The organism is Actinocorallia sp. A-T 12471 (assembly GCF_033875155.1).
Classification (GTDB): domain Bacteria; phylum Actinomycetota; class Actinomycetes; order Streptosporangiales; family Streptosporangiaceae; genus Actinocorallia.
On record NZ_JAWZTE010000004.1, the window covers coordinates 206718 to 223914 of the forward strand.

Annotated in this window: 17 protein-coding genes; 7 read left to right on the plus strand and 10 right to left on the minus strand. The window is 70.1% G+C overall.

The window, feature by feature from the left end; all coding sequences use genetic code 11:
- Nucleotide 1 precedes the first annotated feature (1 nt).
- Together R9X44_RS13270 and R9X44_RS13275 are read right to left on the minus strand one after the other, a co-directional pair.
- Nucleotides 2–712 carry an ABC transporter ATP-binding protein gene (locus R9X44_RS13270; protein ID WP_319814409.1) on the minus strand — a complete coding sequence of 237 codons (711 nt, stop codon included), beginning with the start codon at nucleotides 710–712 and terminating at the stop codon, nucleotides 2–4.
- Nucleotides 709–1473: an ABC transporter ATP-binding protein gene (locus R9X44_RS13275; RefSeq protein WP_319814410.1), complete on the minus strand. Its 765-nt coding sequence runs from the start codon at nucleotides 1471–1473 to the stop codon at nucleotides 709–711. The genes R9X44_RS13270 and R9X44_RS13275 overlap by 4 nt, the downstream gene beginning before the upstream one ends.
- Nucleotides 1474–1876: 403 nt before the next feature.
- Here R9X44_RS13275 and R9X44_RS13280 point away from each other — a divergent pair, with 403 nt between their 5' ends.
- Nucleotides 1877–3067: an amidohydrolase family protein gene (locus R9X44_RS13280; protein WP_319814411.1), complete on the plus strand. Its 1191-nt coding sequence runs from the start codon at nucleotides 1877–1879 to the stop codon at nucleotides 3065–3067.
- Nucleotides 3068–3161: 94 nt separating this feature from the next.
- Nucleotides 3162–3449, plus strand: coding sequence for a hypothetical protein (locus R9X44_RS13285; RefSeq protein WP_319814412.1), 288 nt, complete (start codon nucleotides 3162–3164; stop codon nucleotides 3447–3449).
- A gap of 103 nt (nucleotides 3450–3552) precedes the next feature.
- On the opposite strand, the gene R9X44_RS13290 is transcribed toward R9X44_RS13285, so the two are convergent.
- Both R9X44_RS13290 and R9X44_RS13295 read right to left on the minus strand, forming a co-directional pair.
- Entirely contained in the window at nucleotides 3553–4869 is a 1317-nt protein-coding gene (locus R9X44_RS13290; protein ID WP_319814413.1) for a serine hydrolase domain-containing protein, read from the minus strand.
- 32 nt (nucleotides 4870–4901) lie between these two features.
- Nucleotides 4902–5150, minus strand: a complete 249-nt coding sequence (locus R9X44_RS13295) for a UBP-type zinc finger domain-containing protein (protein WP_319814414.1) — start codon at nucleotides 5148–5150, stop codon at nucleotides 4902–4904.
- 184 nt (nucleotides 5151–5334) lie between these two features.
- Between R9X44_RS13295 and R9X44_RS13300 the strand changes: the two genes are divergently transcribed.
- Nucleotides 5335–6843: an alkaline phosphatase D family protein gene (locus R9X44_RS13300; RefSeq protein WP_319814415.1), complete on the plus strand. Its 1509-nt coding sequence runs from the start codon at nucleotides 5335–5337 to the stop codon at nucleotides 6841–6843.
- Between the two features lie 53 nt (nucleotides 6844–6896).
- Here R9X44_RS13300 and R9X44_RS13305 read toward each other — a convergent pair whose 3' ends face one another.
- Complete coding sequence (locus tag R9X44_RS13305; RefSeq protein ID WP_319814416.1) at nucleotides 6897–7553, minus strand: helix-turn-helix domain-containing protein; 657 nt, start codon at nucleotides 7551–7553, stop codon at nucleotides 6897–6899.
- Between the two features lie 169 nt (nucleotides 7554–7722).
- Between R9X44_RS13305 and R9X44_RS13310 the strand changes: the two genes are divergently transcribed.
- On the plus strand, nucleotides 7723–10014 hold the full coding sequence (locus R9X44_RS13310; protein WP_319814417.1) for an MMPL family transporter: 2292 nt from the start codon (nucleotides 7723–7725) through the stop codon (nucleotides 10012–10014).
- 136 nt (nucleotides 10015–10150) lie between these two features.
- Nucleotides 10151–10378: a hypothetical protein gene (locus tag R9X44_RS13315; protein ID WP_319814418.1), complete on the plus strand. Its 228-nt coding sequence runs from the start codon at nucleotides 10151–10153 to the stop codon at nucleotides 10376–10378.
- A gap of 40 nt (nucleotides 10379–10418) precedes the next feature.
- Here the strand turns inward: R9X44_RS13315 and R9X44_RS13320 are convergent, their stop codons facing one another.
- Nucleotides 10419–11954, minus strand: a complete 1536-nt coding sequence (locus R9X44_RS13320) for a 4-hydroxyphenylacetate 3-hydroxylase N-terminal domain-containing protein (protein WP_319814419.1) — start codon at nucleotides 11952–11954, stop codon at nucleotides 10419–10421.
- An 80-nt stretch (nucleotides 11955–12034) separates the two neighbouring features.
- Nucleotides 12035–13594, minus strand: a complete 1560-nt coding sequence (locus tag R9X44_RS13325) for an MFS transporter (RefSeq protein WP_319814420.1) — start codon at nucleotides 13592–13594, stop codon at nucleotides 12035–12037.
- Between the two features lie 184 nt (nucleotides 13595–13778).
- Here R9X44_RS13325 and R9X44_RS13330 point away from each other — a divergent pair, with 184 nt between their 5' ends.
- The gene (locus R9X44_RS13330; protein WP_319814421.1) at nucleotides 13779–14426 is read left to right on the plus strand and encodes a helix-turn-helix domain-containing protein; all 648 of its coding nucleotides are present in this window, start codon (nucleotides 13779–13781) and stop codon (nucleotides 14424–14426) included.
- 69 nt (nucleotides 14427–14495) lie between these two features.
- On the opposite strand, the gene R9X44_RS13335 is transcribed toward R9X44_RS13330, so the two are convergent.
- From R9X44_RS13335 to R9X44_RS13345, 3 genes are read right to left on the minus strand one after another with little or no spacing between them, the layout of a single operon-like run.
- A complete protein-coding gene (locus tag R9X44_RS13335) occupies nucleotides 14496–14783 on the minus strand; it encodes a DUF1330 domain-containing protein (RefSeq protein ID WP_319814422.1) in 288 nt (95 codons plus the stop codon).
- An 11-nt stretch (nucleotides 14784–14794) separates the two neighbouring features.
- Nucleotides 14795–14983: a ferredoxin gene (locus R9X44_RS13340; RefSeq protein WP_319814423.1), complete on the minus strand. Its 189-nt coding sequence runs from the start codon at nucleotides 14981–14983 to the stop codon at nucleotides 14795–14797.
- Nucleotides 14980–16278, minus strand: coding sequence for a cytochrome P450 (locus R9X44_RS13345; RefSeq protein WP_319814424.1), 1299 nt, complete (start codon nucleotides 16276–16278; stop codon nucleotides 14980–14982). Before R9X44_RS13345 ends, R9X44_RS13340 begins: the two co-directional genes overlap by 4 nt.
- Nucleotides 16279–16604: 326 nt before the next feature.
- On the opposite strand from R9X44_RS13345, the gene R9X44_RS13350 reads away from it, so the two are divergent.
- Nucleotides 16605–17183, plus strand: coding sequence for a hypothetical protein (locus tag R9X44_RS13350; protein WP_319814425.1), 579 nt, complete (start codon nucleotides 16605–16607; stop codon nucleotides 17181–17183).
- Nucleotides 17184–17197 lie beyond the last annotated feature (14 nt).

Here is a 17197-nt window from a genome sequence, read left to right on the forward strand (position 1 = left end):
GTCAGATCCCCAGGTAGGCGCGGCGGACCGAAGGGTCGCCCATGAGCTCGGTCCCGCTTCCGGACAGCACGAGGTCGCCGGACTCCAGGACGTGGCCCCGGTGGGCGATGGTGAGCGCCGCCGCGGCGTTCTGCTCCACGAGCAGCAGTGCCATGCCGGTGCGTTCGTTAATGCGCCGCAGTTCGGCGAACAGCTCGGCGGTGATCTGCGGGGCGAGGCCCATCGAGGGCTCGTCGAGGAGCAGGAGCCTGGGCCGTGCCACGAGCGCGCGGGCGACCGAGAGCATCTGCTGTTCCCCTCCGCTCAAGCGTCCGGCCGCCCGGTCGCGCAGCGCCGCGAGCTGCGGGAACACCCCGTAGGCGTGGTCGAGCGCGGACGCGAGCTCATGCCGGGGCAGCCTGATTCCGCCCATGCGGAGGTTCTCTTCGACGGTGAGGTCGGTGAAGGTGCCGCGCCCCTCGGGCACGTGGCCGAGGCCGAGCCGGGCGCGCGCGTCGGCCTTGCGCCCCAGCAGCGGCGTTCCTTGGAACTCGACGCGCCCCCGCGCGGGGACCAGCCCGGCGAGCGCCCGCAGCGTCGTGGTCTTCCCCGCGCCGTTCGCGCCGAGGATCACCACGATCTCGCCCTCATCGACCCGGAACCCGATGTCGCGGAGGACCGTCAGCGAGCCGTACCCGGCGGTGAGACCTTCGACCTCGAGGACGGCGCTCATGCCGCGTCCCCCAGGTAGGCGGCGATGACCTCGGGGTCGCGCGAGACCTCCTGCGGGGTGCCCTCGCAGATCCGGCGGCCCAGGTTGAGCACCACGACCTTGTCGGAGATCGACATGACCATGCCCATGTGGTGCTCCACGAGCACGATCGAGATGCCCAGCTCGGCGCGGATCGCCGCGATGAGGTCGGCGAGCTCGCCGACCTCGCCGTGCGGGAGCCCGGCCGCCGGCTCGTCCAGCAGGAGGAGCCTCGGACGGGACATCAGCGCCCGCGCGAGCTCGATCCGCTTCAGCGTGCCGTAGGGCAGTCCGGAGGCCGGGTGTTCGGCGAGGTCGGCCAGGCCGGTCAGGGTGAGGACGTCCTCGGCTCCTTCCCGCAGCGCCCGTTCGGCCCGCCGGTGGCGCGGCAGGTGCAGGGCGCAGGCCAGCGGTCCGGGCCGTTCGTTGAGATGCCCGCCGAGGAGCACGTTCTCCAGCACGGTGAGCCGTGGGAACAGCGCGAGGTTCTGGAAGGTGCGGGCCACGCCGTGGCCGGTGATCCGGTGTGCCGGAAGCCGCAGCAGGTCATGCCCGCCGAAGACGACACGTCCCGCAGAGGGGCGGTACAGGCCGGTGACGCAGTTGAACACGCTGCTCTTGCCCGCTCCGTTGGGCCCGACCAGCGCGCACAGCTCGCCCTCCTCGACGGCGAACGACAGCGCGCTCAGCGCACGGATGCCGCCGAAGCTCAGGTCGAGTTCCTCAACGCTCAACCGCGGCATACCGGCGCGGTCCTCTCGGGGGCGGGATGCGTTGAACGCCTCATGGTGCTCCTCTCACAGCCCGACGGGTCCGCCGGGGCAACGTGGAACACGATTCTGAAATCTGGTTTCTGTGATGTCAAGCACATCTTTTGTGCAGGAGGTCGACACACCCATGAGACGGGCATCTCAGCACATCTCAGATTGCGAAATGATGTCCGTAGGGCTGCCAGCACTGCATGAACGGCGAGCAGCCCAGGCCAGGGGGACCATCGCGTTCAGCTCAGGGATCACCTGTGATGGCCCGACCTCAGGACATCTTCCCGATTGACATACGTTGAAACCGCGTTCTAATTTTGCATCAGGTTCACGTGGCCTGGCCCGCCGGACGCGGGCGGTCGCGTTCTCTCGAGGAGGACTTTCCGTGGCACACGAACTTCCGTTCAGGTTCTTCGACTGCGACAACCACTACTACGAGGCCGTCGACGCGTTCACCCGGCATATCGAGCCGGAGTTCAGGAAGCGGACGATGCAGTGGGTCGAGATGAACGGCAAGCCCAGGCTCCTGGTGGCCGAGAAGGTCAACAAGTTCATCCCCAAGCCGACCTTCGACCCGGTCGCGGCCCCCGGCGTCATGGACGAGTACTTCCGCGGCCGCAACCCCAAGTCCTCCGACATCGGCGCGCTGATGGGCGAGCTTGAGCCGATCCGGCCCGAATACCGCGACCGCGACGCCCGCCTTGCCGTCATGGACGAACAGGGCATGGACGCCTGCATCATGCTCCCCACGCTCGGCGTCGGCATGGAGGTCGCCCTCGCCCACGACATCCCCGCCCTGGCCGCCGCGTTCCGCGCGTTCAACCGCTGGATGGAGGAGGACTGGGGCTTCGCCTACCAGAACCGCATCTTCGCCGCCCCCTACATCACCCTCGCCGACCCGGACAACGCCGCCCGCGAGCTCGCATGGGCGCTGGAGCACGACGCCCGCTTCGTCGTCATGATCCCGGGCCCCGTGCAGACCGAGCTCGGCATGAAGGCCCCCGGTGACCCGGTGTTCGACGCCTTCTGGCAGCTCGCCAACGACTCCGGCATCACCGTCCTGTACCACGGCGGCGAGACCCACTACACGAAGTTCCTCCAGGAATGGGGCGAGAACAGCTTCACCGAGGCGTTCCGCGCCAGCGCCTTCCGCATGATCATCTCCTCCGACCCCATGCAGGACACCCTCGCCAGCCACCTGTCCCTCGGGCTGTTCCACCGCTTCCCCAACCTGCGCGTCGCCTCGATCGAGGTCGGCTCGGCCTGGGTGTTCCACCTGTTCGAGAAGCTGTCCAAGTCCTACGGCATGGTCCCCTACCTCTTCCCCGAGGACCCGCGCGAGACCTTCAAACGACACGTCTGGGTCTCCCCCTTCTACGAGGACGAGCTCCGCAGCCTCCTGGAGCTGGTCGGCGACGAGCGCATCCTCATGGGCTCCGACTGGCCCCACGTCGAGGGCCTCGCCGACCCCGCCTCCTACATCAAGGACCTGGAGAACTTCGACTACACGCCGCGGCAGAGCGAGAAGGTCATGCGCGCCAACGGCTGGGAGCTCGCCACCCGCCGCCCCGCCTGACCCGCGCCGCCTGACCCGCGCCGCCTGACCCGCGCCGCCGAGGGCGGAGCCCACTCCGCGGCTCCGCCCTCCCTCCGACGAAAGTGACCCCGCAGTGCTCCTCAACAAGCTCACCCTCATCAACCAGCTCATGGCGGAAGGCGAGGAGGACACCGCGGTCCTGCTGGCGCGTTCTCCGCTGCCCGCCACCGTCGACACCGAACGCGACAGCCCGACCCTGCGCCTCCTCGGCCTCACCGACGCCGACCTCGCCGCCCTGGCCCCCGCCGTCGCGGGCGGCCCCGACCGCACGGAACTGACCGAGGCCCAGGCCAAGGCCCTCGAACGCACCATCTCCCAACGCTGGGCCGACCTCGTCACCACATGGACCCGCAAACACTGAGCCACGCCCGGGACGCGCGCGCCGCCCGGCTCGCCCGCGCGACCTCCGGACGGCGCCCACCGAACCTCGTTGGATGAGCCAGACGACGGACTCGGGGTCGCGCTCAGCCGCCCGGAGTCGCCGGGAGGGTGGGGTGGGCGGGTGGGGGCAGGGTCGTCGCGGGGGCCAGGGGGGTGGGGGTGTTGAAGGAGCGGGGGGTGGTGGGGGACGGCGCTGGACTCGCCGCGGGAGAGGTTGACGCCGCGGGGAGGGTGTAGACGTGGTCGGGGGTGGTGATCGAGGTGATGGCCTGGGCGAAGAGGGTGCTCACCTCGTTGCCGTCGTGGGGGATGTCGGTGTTCGCCAGGACGACAAGGGTCGCCTCCTGTTCGGGAAGCTGGACGACGACCGTCTGGTAGCCGGGGAGCGAGCCGTTGTGGCCGAGCCAGCCGTTGTCGTCGAAGATGCCGAGGCCATAGCGCAGGCCGGAGATGCCCACCGAAGGGGCGTTGACGCGTGCGGCCTGGGTGGCGGGCTTGAGCAGGGTGCCTTTTGCGAGCACAGGCGCCCACTTCTTCATGTCGTCAAGGGTTGACGTCATAGCGCCCGCCGCCCAAGCCCACGAAGGGTTCCAGTCGGTGGCGTTGACGATCTTGCCCTGCTCGTCCTGCGCGGTGTACCCCTGCGCGTGGGGTTCGGGGAATGACGCGTCAGTAGGGAATGTCGTGTCTTTCAGCCCGGACGGCTCGATCACCTCGGTCGTCAGGTATTCGTGCAGCTCCCTGCCCGAGACCTTCTCGACGGCGAGGCCGAGCAGGATCGTGTTGGTGTTGCTGTACTGGAACTTCGCACCCGGCGCGAAAACCGGCGGATGGTCGAAGGCGTACTTCAGCAGTTCCCTCGGCGTCCAAGCGCGCATGGGGTTCGCGAGCATGTCCTTCTCCCATTGCGGGTCCTCGGTGTAGGAGAACAGGCCGCTGCGCATCTCCGCGAGCTGCCGGACGGTGATGCCGTCGCCGTCCGGGACGCCGCTCACGTACTTGGAGATCGGGTCGTCGAGGCCGATCTTGCCGTCGTCCACGAGCTGGAGGACCGCCGTCACTGTGAACGTCTTGGTGACGCTGCCGATCCGCATGTGCAGGCCGGGGCGCATCGGCGTGTTGTCGTCCTTGTCCGCGACGCCGAAGGCACGCACGTAAGGGTCGCTTCCCGGCCGCCAGAACCCGACGATCACGCCGGGGACGTTCGCCACGTGCATCACGCCCTTGACGGCCTCGTCCAGCCGCCGCGTCGTCCCCGTGTCCAGGGGCGACGGCGTCGCCGAAGGAGACCTCGCCATCTGGAACGCGTCCATGCGGGCGCCGCTCGCGCACCCCTGCGCCGCGAGCAGCAGCACCACCGCGACGGCGACGGCCCGGCGTCGTCCCGCTCCGCGCCCCATCGCGCCTCCCCCGGTCGAACGATCAGAACGCGTCACGAGGGAAGGAGCAGCACCTCGTCGTGGAAGCACCAGCCCCACCCGTCGCCCGGCTCCAGCGACCGGACGACGGGGTGCCCGTGCGCGGCGAAGTGCGCGCGGGCGTGGCCCAGCGGGGAGGTGTCGCAGCAGCCCACATGCCCGCAGGTCAGGCACTCCCGAAGGTGCACCCAGCGGGTCCCGGCCCGCGCGCAGCCGTCACAGCCGCGGGCCGCGCCGACGGACGCGGCAGCCGCGTCGTCCACGTGAACGCACTCCCGGTCCGTCGGCACGCACTTCGCGTCCGCCACGACCCTCCACCGCATCCGCGCCCCCTCACGTCGCGCCCCCTCCGTCCGCACCTCATCCCCGGTTCATCCGGACGCCACACGCCCGACCGACGCCGCGAGCACGATCTTGGTCGACACCCGACCCACCCTGGAGGAACCCATGTCCTTCACCCGCCGTGACCTGCTGCGCTCCGGCCTCGCCGCCGGCGGCGCTCTCGCCGTCCCGGGCGCGTTCGCCGCGCCCGCGCTCGCCCGCGTCCGCCCGTCCATCACCCACGGCGTCCAGTCCGGCGACGTCACCGACGGCCGCGCGCTGGTGTGGACGCGCGCCGACCGGCCGTCGCGGGTGTACGTCGAGTACGCGACCCGGCCCGACTTCCGTGGTTCCCGGACCGTCCGGGGGCCGTGGCTCACCCCCGGCAGCGACCTCACCGGGCAGGTGCGCCTGTCCGGGCTGCCGTCGGGCGCGGACGTCCACTATCGCGTGACGCTCGACGACGGCCGCGCCAAGTCCGCGCCCGAACTCGGCTCGTTCCGGACGCCGCCGCGCCGGCACGAGGCCGTCAGCTTCGTGTGGGGCGGCGACCTCGCCGGGCAGGGCTGGGGCATCAACGAGGAGTTCGGCGGCTACCGGATCTTCGCCGCGATGGCCGCGACGAAGCCCGACTTCTTCCTGTGCAGCGGCGACTGGGTCTACTCCGACGGCCCCCTCACCGCGACCGTCGCGCTGCCCGACGGGACCACGTGGAAGAACCTCATGACGGACGAGAAGGCCAAGGTCGCCGAGACCCTCGCCGAGTACCGCGGCCAGTTCCGCTACAACCTCCTCGACGCCCATCTGCGCGCCTTCAATGCGAAGGTCCCGATCGTCTACCAGTGGGACGACCACGAGGTGCGCAACAACTGGTACCCGGGCCAGATCCTCGACGACGACCGCTACACCGAGAAGCGCGTCGACGTCCTCGCCGCGCGCGCGTCACGGGCCGCCCACGAGTACCTGCCCATCACCCCTGGCAGGACCCTGTACCGCAAGCTCTCCTACGGCCCCGACCTCGACGTGTTCGTCCTCGACATGCGCTCCTACAAGAACCCGAACACGCCGAACCTCGAAACCTCGGGCCCCGGCCTCCTCGGCCCCGCCCAGACCGCCTGGCTGAAGCGCGAGCTGACCGCGTCGCGCGCCACCTGGAAGGTCATCGCGAACGACCTGCCCCTCGGCCTCATCGTCCCCGACGGGTCGGTCGACCAGGAGGGCGTCGGCAACGTCGACTCCGGGCTGCCCAAGGGCCGCGAGCGCGAGATCGCCGACGTCCTGCGCCACGCCCACCGCCACCGCGTCAAGGGTCTGGTCTTCCTCACCGCCGACGTCCACTATGCCGCGGCCCACCACTACTCTCCCAATCGCGCCTCTTTTAAGGACTTCGCCCCGTTCTGGGAGTTCGTGGCGGGTCCCCTGAACGCGGGCACCTTCGGCCCGAACACGCTGGACGGCACCTTCGGCCCCCGCCAGGAGTTCGTGAAGGTCGGCCCGCGCGCCAACGCCTCCCCCGCCGAAGGCGCGCAGTTCTTCGGCCACGCCCACCTCGACCCCAGGACCAAGACCCTCACCGTCAAACTCGTCGACCTCACCGGCAAGACCCTCTACACCAAGTCCCTGACCCCCGCCTGACCGCCCGACGTCCGGGGCGGCCCGACCGCCCCGGCCCCCCGAACGGGGAGGGGTCAGCAGTCGGGGCGTGTCGTGGCGCGGATGGTGGAGGCGAGGTCTTCTTCGGCGGGGCCCACCGGGGGGAGGGGGGTGGTGTGGGAGGGGTCGAGGGCGTCGAAGATGAGGGCGAGGAAGCGGGTGCGGGTGGCCTTGGTGGTGCCGGGGAGGGTGAGGCAGCCGACGCCGAGGACGATGAAGCGGGGGATGTCGGCGGGGACGATGTCGGGGCGGATCTCGCCGAGGTCCTGGCCGCGGCGGAGGATCGCGGTGATGGGTTCCGAGGCGCGGTCGAGCGCCTCCATGGCCAGTTCGGCGAAGGCGCCCGCGTGGTCGACGATGCCGCGTTCGGCGGCGGCGAGTTCGAGGGCGCGTTCGGCGATCTCGCGCAGGGCAGCGAGCGGGGACGGATACCGCGACGCCTCGTCCAGGAAGGGCATGATCTCGGTCGTGAAGAGGTCCTCGTAGACGGCGCGGGCGAGGGCTTCGCGGTTGGGGTAGTGCCGGTACAGGGTGGCGATGCCGACGCCCGCTTCGGCGGCTATGTCCTCAAGCGACACCTTCTCGGTGCCGGGTCCCACGAGCCGCCGGGTCGCGGCGAGGATGCGGGCCGCGCTCGACTCCGCGTCAGCTCTGCGCCGCCGCGCCTGCCCGTCGGCCGTCTGCTTCGCCACCCGCGTTCCCTTCGCCCGTAGCCCGCGCCCCCGTAGCCCGCGCTGTGATCCCACTCCCATTCTCCACCCGTCGCGCGACGGATAGGTGAGAGGGTCCTATCGTTTTGATAGTTCGCTCTCACTTCTGTGACGGACGCGGCAGCATGCTGCCGCGTCAGGGAGGTCTCTCGTGTCCGTCTGGTTGTACCGGCTCGGCGGTTTCGCCTACCGAAGGCCGTGGCGCGTCATCGGCGGCTGGCTCGCCGTGGTCGCCGCCGTCGCGGGGCTGCTCGTCGCGTATCCCCCGCAGCTCACCAACGAGATGCGCATCGCCGGAACCCCGGCACAGCGGGTCGTCGACGACCTCGCGACCCGTATGCCAGAAGCCTCGGGCGGCCAAGGGGTCCTCGCCTTCCAGGCCCCCAAGGGCGAGCGCGTGGACACCCCGCAACGAACCGCCGCCCTTCTGTCCGCCGTAGACGCCGTCGCCAAGCACGACCACGTCATCGACGCCCGTGACGTCCTCGCCCGGGAGGCCGCCAAGGCAGACCGCAGCCTTCTCCTCGGCGCTTCCGCCGCGATCTCCTCCTCGCAAGGCGAACAGCGGGGTGGTCCTGTCCCGTTCGTCGTCCAAGGCGAGCCAGTTCCCGGCGTCCTCCTTTCCGAGGACGGCTCGGTCGCGCTCCTTCAGTTCCAGTTCGACGACCAGACGCACTCGCTGCCTTCTGGCACGATCGAGGACGTCGTACAGTCCGCCGAGCACGCCGTCGCAGGCACGGGCATCGAGGTCCTGCCGGGTGCGGCGATGGCCGAAATGCCCGAGCTGATCGGGGTCGGCGAGCTCGTCGGCATCGGCGTCGCCGCGCTCGTGCTGCTGGTGACGCTCGGCTCCGTCGTCGCGGCGGGGCTGCCGCTGCTGCTCGCGCTGACCGGCGTCGCGGTCGGGGTGGGCGGCGCGTTCACGCTGACGCACGTCATCGACATGCAGTCCGTCACCGTCGTCCTCGCGCTGATGCTCGGCCTGGCCGTCGGCATCGACTACGGCCTGTTCGTCGTGCACCGGGCCCGCCGCTTCCTCGCCGAAGACGGCCTCGACACCCGCGAGGCCGCCGCGCGCGCCACCGGCACCGCCGGCAGCGCGGTCTTCTTCGCCGGGCTCACGGTGATCATCGCGCTGCTCGGCCTCGCCGTCGCGCGGATTCCGCTGCTCACCACGATGGGCCTCGTCGCCGCCGCGACGGTCGCCGTCGTGGTGCTGACCGTGCTGACGCTCGCGCCCGCGCTGCTCGGCCTCGCGGGCGACCGGATCAGGCCGCGCCGCAGAGCCGCCCACCAGGACGGCGGACGGCTCGCGGGCCGCGTCGCCGACCTCCTCGTCCGGCACCGGGTCGTCGCCGCGCTCGTCGCGGTGCTGCTGCCGCTGCTGCTCGCCCTGCCCGCGCTCGGGATGCGGCTGACGCTGCCGAGCGGCGCGTCCTACGACCCGTCGATGGCGCAGCGGCAGAGCTACGAGACGGTCAGCGCGGCGTTCGGCCCCGGCTACAACGGCCCGCTCCTCGTCGCCGTACACGCCGACGACGCCCTGTCCCCCGGCCGGATCGCCGCGATCCACCAGCGCCTCATCGGCGTCGACGGGGTCGCCTCGGCCTCCCTGGCGGGTGTGAACGCGTCGGGCGACACCGCGATCCTCGCCGTCGTGACCGAGCGTGGCCCGGACACCGAGGCCACCAAGGACCTCGTTCTCGACCTGCGCGAACGCGGCACGGAACTCGCCGGAGGCGACGGCGTCACCCTCGGCGTCGCGGGCGTGACCGCGATGTCCATCGACGTGTCCGACCGGCTCGCCGGGGCGATGCCCGCCTACCTCGCGACGGTCCTGCTGCTGTCGCTGGTCATCCTCACGCTCGTGTTCCGGTCGCTGCTCGTCCCGCTCCAGGCCACGCTCGGGTTCGTGCTCAGCGTCGCCGCGACGCTCGGCGCGACCACCGCGGTCTTCCAGCGCGGCTGGGCCCAGGGCCTGCTCGGCCTCGACGCGGTCACCCCGGTCGTGAGCATGCTGCCGATCATCGTCACCGGCGTGCTGTACGGGCTCGCGATGGACTACCAGGTGTTCCTCGTGACGTCGATGCGCGAGGCGCACGTGCGCGGCGCGGACGCCAAGGACGCGGTCAGGACGGGGTTCCGCGCCGCGAGCCGGGTCGTCGCGGCGGCCGCGGTGATCATGGTGTCGGTCTTCGCCGGGTTCATCCTGAATCCCGAGCCGATGGTGACGCAGATCGGGTTCGCGCTGGCGTTCGGCATCCTCGTGGACGCCGTCCTCATCCGCATGGTCTTCGTGCCCGCGACGATGGCGCTGCTCGGCGACCGCGCCTGGCGGCTTCCCGGCTGGCTCGACCGTGTCCTGCCCGACCTCGACGTCGAGGGCGCGCACCTCGAGGCTTACCTGGCGAAGGAGGAGCGGGAGCCCGTCGCCGTGCCGTGACGCCCGGCGCATTGGAGCGTTCCCGGTTGGGGGGTGGAAGGAGCGGGCATGATCTTGTCCAAGGGCGCCCCTTTCCTTCCTTCCCCTCCGCGGGCCGTTACGGCATGCCGCGGAGCCTCACCCCCTGGAGGCGTCCATGGTCTTCACCCTTGCCTGGATCGGCTGGATCGCGGCGTTCGTCGTGATCGAGGGCGTCGCGCTGGCCCGGCGCGCGCCCGGCGACACCCTGTCGGAGCACGTCTGGCGCTGGCTGCGGGTGCGCGACGCCCGCCCGACGCCGCTGACGTGGGCGCTGCGCCTCCTCCTGGTCGCCGGTGGCGTCTGGCTGACCGGCCACCTGGCGTTCGGCTGGTGGAGCCTGTGACGGCTGCGGGACCGGCCGACCGCCGGTCCCGCACCGCACGTCACACGCCGGGACGCCCCGGATCGGGCAGGGTCCATCCCGTCCGGTCATATTCCGACATCGCCTGTTCCGCGAACTCCACGAGCGACCGGTTCCAGCCGCGTCCCTCGTGGTTGAACAGGACGCCGATGCGGACCTGCTCGTGGTTGCCCTGGTAGTTCAGCTCGTACAGCTCGTGACGGCCGCCGAACTCGGTGCCGACGGCGTCCCAGAGCATCTTCAGCGTCTTGACGCGCTCCTCGGCGTCGACCCCGCCAGAGCCCCGGACATAACGGTCGAGGTAGGGCCGCAGCTCGGGATTGTCGAAGTCGCTGGCGTGCGACGGCAGGTAGATGAGCGCCGACCCGAGGTCCTTCAGCACGACCTCGCGGACGCGCGGATAGGCGACAGTGCTGATCCAGCGGTAGGCGTCGACCGCGCGCGGGTCGGGGTTGACGCTGCCGCCGACCCACGGCTCGGGGTTGCGGACCATCGACTCGGTCAGCGACCACACCATCGAGCGCAGCGCCAGGACCTCGCCGAGCCGGGTCTGGACGCCGCGGAAGTCCTTGGTGCCGGTCAGGGACAGCGCCTTCAGCAGCAGGCCGGACATGAAGTCGAGCTTCACCGCCATCCGGGTCGCGGCCTGGAGGGTGAGGCGCGCGTTGAAGCCGGAGAAGCGCAGGAAGCCGTTGAACTTGTCGAGGTCGCCGTACAGGAAGACGTTCTCCCACGGCACGAGGACCTTGTCGAGGACGAGGATCGCGTCGTTCTCGTCGAACCTGCTGGTCAGCGGGTAGTCGAACGGCGAGCCCGTCAGATGTGCGGTGCGGGCGTAGGACGTGCGGCCGATGAGTTTCAGGCCCGGCGCGTTGGTGGGCACCGCGGCGATGATGCCGAACCGCTTGTCCTTGACGGGCGCGCCGCCATGGCCGATGAACGTCATCTGGGTGGTGGCCGAGCCCGTCGCGACGACCTTCGCGCCGGACAGGATGACGCCGCTGTCGGTCTCCTTCTCCACGTGCACGAACACGTCGGCGACCTCGTCGACGGGTTTGCCGCGGTCGACCGGCGGGTTGATGAGGGCGTGGTTCCAGTACAGGGCCTTGTCCTGCGACTCCTGGTACCAGCGGCGTGCGTTGGCGTCGTACGGCGCGTAGAAGGCGTCGTTCACACCGAGGGTGCTGAGGAACGCGGCCTTGTAGTCGGGAGTACGGCCCATCCAGCCGTAGGTGAGACGGGCCCACTTCTCGATCGCGTCACGGGCCGTCATGAGGTCCTCCGACGAGCGCGGCGTGCGGAAGAACGGGTGGGTGTAGCCGCCGTTGCCGGTGTCGGTGGGGACCGTCGGGACAGTCCCGTCGTGCAGGGCGTCGTACAGGCGCGCGATCGACTTCACCGAGGCGCTGAACGCCGGGTGCGTGGTGACGTCGTCCACACGTTCGCCGTAGATCCACACCTCCCTGCCGTCACGAAGGCTCTCGATGTACTCCGCCCCGTTCTGCGGGCGCGCCGTGGGCGCCTCGACGGCGGCGGTCGCCTCAAGGGAGTCGGTCATCTGCGGTTCCTCTTTTCGAACGCGACGGCATGCCCCAACAGATCCCAGCGAATCCGTGTGAACCGGCCTGAATCACCTGTTCAGGCCGGTCCGTACGGGGAGACATGCCCATTCCGCTCGCGTTCGAGCATCCGGAACAGAGGAATCGGCGGACCGTAACCTAAGCGCGCGGGCAGCGCGACCGCCTTCTCTGGCGACCCGCCGGGCTCCTGCTCGCCGCGCTCGCGGGACCTGCCGGGGATGAACCAGGCGACCGCCACGGTGAGCAGCGAGGCCCCGGCGCAGACGGCGAGGACGAGCCTGAGGCCGTCGAGCGACGGGAACACCGCGGGCCCGACCGTCATCGTCATGCCCGCCAGGACGGCCCCGGCGACCGCGCTGGAGACCGAGGTCCCGACGGCGCGCATCAGCGTGTTCAGGCTGTTGGCGGCGGCGGTCTCGGTGACGGGCACCGCGCCCATGATGAGCGCGGGCATCGCGCCGTAGCCGAAGCCGATCCCCGCGCCGATGAAGCTCGAGGCGAGGATGAGCTGCCACAGGTGGTCGGACATGACCAGCGCGAGGATGTACCCGCAGGCGACGACGAACGCGCCGAGCATCAAAGTCGTCTTGGGGCCGCGCGCGTTGGAGATCCGCCCCGAGATCGGGGCCACCACCATCATCACCAGGCCCTGCGGGGCCATGACGAGCCCGACCGACACCATCGACTGGCCGAGGCCGTACCCGGTGGCCTCGGGCAGCTGGAGCACCTGCGGCAGGACGAGCGCGATCCCGAACATGCCGAACGCGAAGATCACCGAGGCGGCGTTGGTGAGCAGGACCTGTGGTCGGGCGAAGGTGCGCAGGTCGACGAGCGGGGCGCGGCGGCGCAGCTCGAACGGGATCCACGCGGCGAGCACGACGGCGGCGGCCGCGAGGAGCGAGAGCGTGGTGCGGCTCGTCCAGCCGAGGTCGGAGCCCTTGGAGATGACCAGCAGCAGGCAGACAAGGACAATCGAGAGGCCGAACGCGCCGACGAGATCGAACCTGCCTCCGCTGCGCACCTTGGACTCGGGGATGTACCTGAGCACGAGCGCCATCGCCAGCGCGCCGAGCACGGCGGCGATCCAGAACGGGGTGTGCCAGTGCGCGTGGTCGGCGATGAGCGCGGCCGCCGGCAGGCCGAGCGCGCTGCCGACCCCGAGTGACGAACTCATCGTCGCGGTGGCCGAGCCGAGCCGGTGCGGTGGCAGCTCGTCGCGCATGATGCTGATGCCGAGCGGGATGACGCCGCCCGCCATGCCCTGCAGGGCGCGTCCGACGAGCATGGGCGGCAGCGAGTTCGACAGCGCGACGATGACGGCCCCGACGACGAGCGCGCCGAGGCTGAGCAGCAGCATCCGCCGCTTGCCGTACATGTCGCCCAGCCTGCCGACGACGGGGGTGGCGACGGCGGCGGCGAGCAGCGTCACTGTAACGGTCCAAGCCGTGTCGGCGGTTGAGGCGTTGAGCAGTGCCGGAAGGCGTGGCACGAGCGGGATGACGAGGGTCTGCATCAGCGAGACCGTGATGCCGGAGAAGGCGAGGATCACGACGTACGCGCCGGGGCGCGTGCGAAGTTCCGCCTCCGCTTCGGAGGGCTCTGCTTGGGGTCGGGGCATTGGGGGGTCTCCGTCCGACGGTCTCACGGGACGGCGCGAGCACACCGTCCCGTGAGCGAGTTAAATCAACCGCTTGACCGAATTAAATCACGTGATTGACTTGACGGGGACGGCGAAATGCCCGGAAGGTGGCGGTCAGTTGTGTGATGACTCCAAGGACGGGTAAGCGATGTCTGCTGGAACGGTGACTGGCGGTACACGGCCGGAGCGCGGCGGCACCACCCGTGAGCTGATCCTGCGCACCGCCGAGCGCATGTTCGCCGAACGCGGCGTGTACGCGGTGTCGAACCGGCAGATCAGCGAGGCGGCCGGGCAGGGCAACAGCGCGGCCGTCGGCTACCACTTCGGCACCAAGGCCGACCTCGTGCGCGCGATCGCGCGCGGCCACGCCGACGAGATCGAACGGCTGCGCGGCATGCTCGTCCTCGAGGCGTTCGGGTCCGCCGAGATACGGGACTGGGTGCGCTGCCTCGTCCTGCCCATCACGCGGCACCTCGCGGAACTCGGCAGCCCCACCTGGTGGGCGCGGTTCGGCGCGCAGGTGTCGACCGATCCGGCACTGCACAGGATCGCGGTCGAGGAGTCGCTGGATTCGCCGTCGCTAAGGCTGCTGCTTGAGGGCATGAACCGCTGCCTGCCCGACCTTCCGCCGGACGTACGGATGCAGCGTTGGGCGATGGGCAGGCATCTCACCGTGCATCTGTGCGCGGAACGCGAGCGGGAAATCGCCGAGGGGGCCGCCGACCCTTCGAGCTGGGACGACCTCGCCGACGACCTCGTCGACGCGATAGCCGGGCTGTGGCACGCGCCGGTGAGCCGCCGCCCGTCCTGACCGCACGTCGGACGGGCGGGGCGGCCTTCCCAGGCCGGGCTGCGGAAGCCGGGCGCTGGAAGGCGAGGGCTAGAAGGCGGTGATGATCGCGGCGTTGCTGTCGGCGGCGGCGTGCCGCAGCTTCGCGGCCGCCTGGTACTCCGGCGAGTCGTACCAGGCGCGGACCGCCTCCTCGGACTCGAACTCCAGGATGACGGTCTGCGTACCGTGCCACTCGCCCTCGAGCGTGCGGGGCGAGGCGTCGACCGCGAGGACCTTGACGCCGTTCGCCAGCGTGGGCATCGCCGCCTTGCCATAGGCGGCCATGCCCTCGGGGTCCTTGATGTCCTCGGTGAAAACGACGATGACCTTCGACATGGCGAGACTCCCTAGCTCAGAATGATCGCCCGCTCGGGGCAGCGGGCCGCGGCCGTGGCGACCGCCTGTTCCGACGCGGCGGGCACCTCGGCCACGAGGGCGACAGCGTATCCGTCGTCGGAGATGTCGAACACGTCAGGGCTCAGGGTGCAGCAGATCCCGTGGCCCCGGCAGTTGTCGTCGTCTATCCGGACCTTCATCGAGCGTCCGCCTCCACGACGTCGAACTCGAGGCCGAGGAAGGCGAGACCGCGCAGGATGTACGTCGGCAGGTACATGAAGCGGCGGTCGTCCTTGGGGCCGTGGGCCTGCTCGGACAGGCGGATGTCGGTCGTCTTGGCGAGGATGCGCTCGATGCAGGTACGCGCCTCGGCCCTGGCGAGCGGAGCGCCGGGACATGTGTGGATGCCGCGCCCGAACGCCATGTGGTGCCGCGCGTTCTTGCGCTCGAGGTCGAAGGTGTTGGCGTCCTCGAAGTGCCGCGGGTCGCGGTTGGCCGCGCCGTTGAGGATCATCGCCATGGTCCCGGCCTTGATCTCGACGCCGCCGACCTCGGTCGTCTTGCGCGCGAGCCTGAAGTCGCCCTTGATGGGGCTCTCGGTGCGCAGCGTCTCCTCGATGAAGTTCGGGATGAGCGCGGGCTCTGCGCGCAGCCGCGCCTGGATGTCGGGGTTCTCCGCGATGATCAGCAGCGCCGAGCTGAGCAGCCGGACCGTCGTCTCCTGGCCCGCCGAGAACACGTTCGCGGCGATGCGGACGACGTCCATGACCTCGGGGGTCGAGCCGTCGGGGAACGTCGCGGTGGCCATGCCGGTGAGGACGTCCTGGCGGGGCTCGGCCCTGCGCTCGTTGATGTAGCCCGTGAACTTCAGGTACAGGAACTCCATCGGGGAGTGCGCGAGCTCCGACTTGATCTGGCCCAGCGTGGTCTGCTCCTGCGGACGGCGCTGGAGCGCCGCCACGAACTCGGCGCGGTCCTCGTCGGGGACGCCGAGCAGGTCGGCGATGACGTGGAGGCTGAACGGCGCGGCGAACTGGCTGATGAACTCGCCGGCGCCCTTGGCGAGGAACTCGTCGAGGAGGCGGTCGGCGACGCCCGCCATCTCGTCCTCGTTCTCCTTGAGGCGCTTGGGGGTGATGAGCTTCATCATCAGCGCGCGGTGCTTGGTGTGCTCGGGCGGGTCGAGCACCGGGAGCTGGTCGTTCATGGGGAGCTTGTCGCGGTGCTCGGCGATGAGGTCGCTGACGTCGTCACCGTCGAGCGGCACCGGGAAGCCGGGGAACGGCCCGGTCACCGAGATGCACGACGACCACGTGTCGGCGTCCTGCGCGACCTGGGCGGCCTCGTCATATCCGGTGACGAGCATGACGCCATGATGCGGCTCCCGCCGAACCGGCGACTCCTCCCGCAGCGCGTCAAAGTACGGATACGGATCACCCACAAAGCTCTCATCACTGAAGAAGTCCTTGCTGTCGTACTCACGCAGTCCGCTCATAAAGCTCCTCCTGCAGGCCGGGGGGACACACCGGGCGTGACGAAGACTCCGATCTCACTGACGAGAACGAGATTCTTCCCTGATGGCAAGCAGCGTTCCACGACCCCGCACAACCGTCAATCCTCACCCCCCAACACCCCACCACATCACCCACCGTCCGTTGGTGATCTTCCACTTATCCACACAAAAACCAGGCGATCCAGCATCGAACGCCCGACACCAACGCCCCTCCTCCCCACGGCCATCTGGACGAACGCACAGCGGTCCCGCCTACAGCTCGACTTACCATGAGGTGAGCGGCACTCTTCCCCCCGAAGGGTTGGGCGATGGCGGTTCCGGTGAAGGTGGCGATGCGCTCGGCGGAGAACGCGATGATCGAGGATCGCCCGGATCGGGTGCTGAAGCTGGCCGAAGCCATCCCCCGCGACGGCTTCCGGTCCAAGTCCAGCAGCGTCAACCGCCATCGGCTCGACGTGGCGAACGCTCACGCGCATTTGCGTCAGTACGCGGAAGCCTTCGATGTGCTGCAAGAAGTTCGGAGCCTCGCCCCTGAGTGGATCGTGAACCAGCGCCTCGCCCGTGACGTGCTCGCGAAGATCATCAGTCGTCGGCGCACTCTCACGGCGGAGATCGAGCGGAGGCAGAGTGCGGTGCTCGCGGGCCTGCTGCGTGGAGCGGGGCTCTGTGCGGACGTTCGGCACGACAGGGTGGGTGGTTACCTGTATGTGGTGGTGCGGCGGCCGGGATCGTCGGTGGGGGTGTGTCTGCGGACCGAGGGGGAAGGCGTGCTGCTGGCGATTGGCGGGGTGTATACGTTTGTCGCTGATTCGCTGCCCGGTTGTGTGGTGGATGTGGACTGGATGTGCACTCCTGAGGGATTCGCCGCATTGTTGCGGCGACCCTGACGGCCCGGAACTCG

What these genes read in the sequence shown, in the direction of transcription:
- R9X44_RS13270 (WP_319814409.1), bottom strand. Translation starts at nt 712, where the DNA reads ATGAGCGCCGTCCTCGAGGTCGAAGGTCTCACCGCCGGGTACGGCTCG.
- R9X44_RS13340 (WP_319814423.1), bottom strand. Translation starts at nt 14,983, where the DNA reads ATGAAGGTCCGGATAGACGACGACAACTGCCGGGGCCACGGGATCTGC.
- R9X44_RS13345 (WP_319814424.1), bottom strand. Translation starts at nt 16,278, where the DNA reads ATGAGCGGACTGCGTGAGTACGACAGCAAGGACTTCTTCAGTGATGAG.
- R9X44_RS13325 (WP_319814420.1), bottom strand. Translation starts at nt 13,594, where the DNA reads ATGCCCCGACCCCAAGCAGAGCCCTCCGAAGCGGAGGCGGAACTTCGC.
- R9X44_RS13335 (WP_319814422.1), bottom strand. Translation starts at nt 14,783, where the DNA reads ATGTCGAAGGTCATCGTCGTTTTCACCGAGGACATCAAGGACCCCGAG.
- R9X44_RS13315 (WP_319814418.1), top strand. Translation starts at nt 10,151, where the DNA reads ATGGTCTTCACCCTTGCCTGGATCGGCTGGATCGCGGCGTTCGTCGTG.
- R9X44_RS13275 (WP_319814410.1), bottom strand. Translation starts at nt 1,473, where the DNA reads ATGCCGCGGTTGAGCGTTGAGGAACTCGACCTGAGCTTCGGCGGCATC.
- R9X44_RS13320 (WP_319814419.1), bottom strand. Translation starts at nt 11,954, where the DNA reads ATGACCGACTCCCTTGAGGCGACCGCCGCCGTCGAGGCGCCCACGGCG.
- R9X44_RS13290 (WP_319814413.1), bottom strand. Translation starts at nt 4,869, where the DNA reads ATGGGGCGCGGAGCGGGACGACGCCGGGCCGTCGCCGTCGCGGTGGTG.
- R9X44_RS13300 (WP_319814415.1), top strand. Translation starts at nt 5,335, where the DNA reads ATGTCCTTCACCCGCCGTGACCTGCTGCGCTCCGGCCTCGCCGCCGGC.
- R9X44_RS13350 (WP_319814425.1), top strand. Translation starts at nt 16,605, where the DNA reads ATGGCGGTTCCGGTGAAGGTGGCGATGCGCTCGGCGGAGAACGCGATG.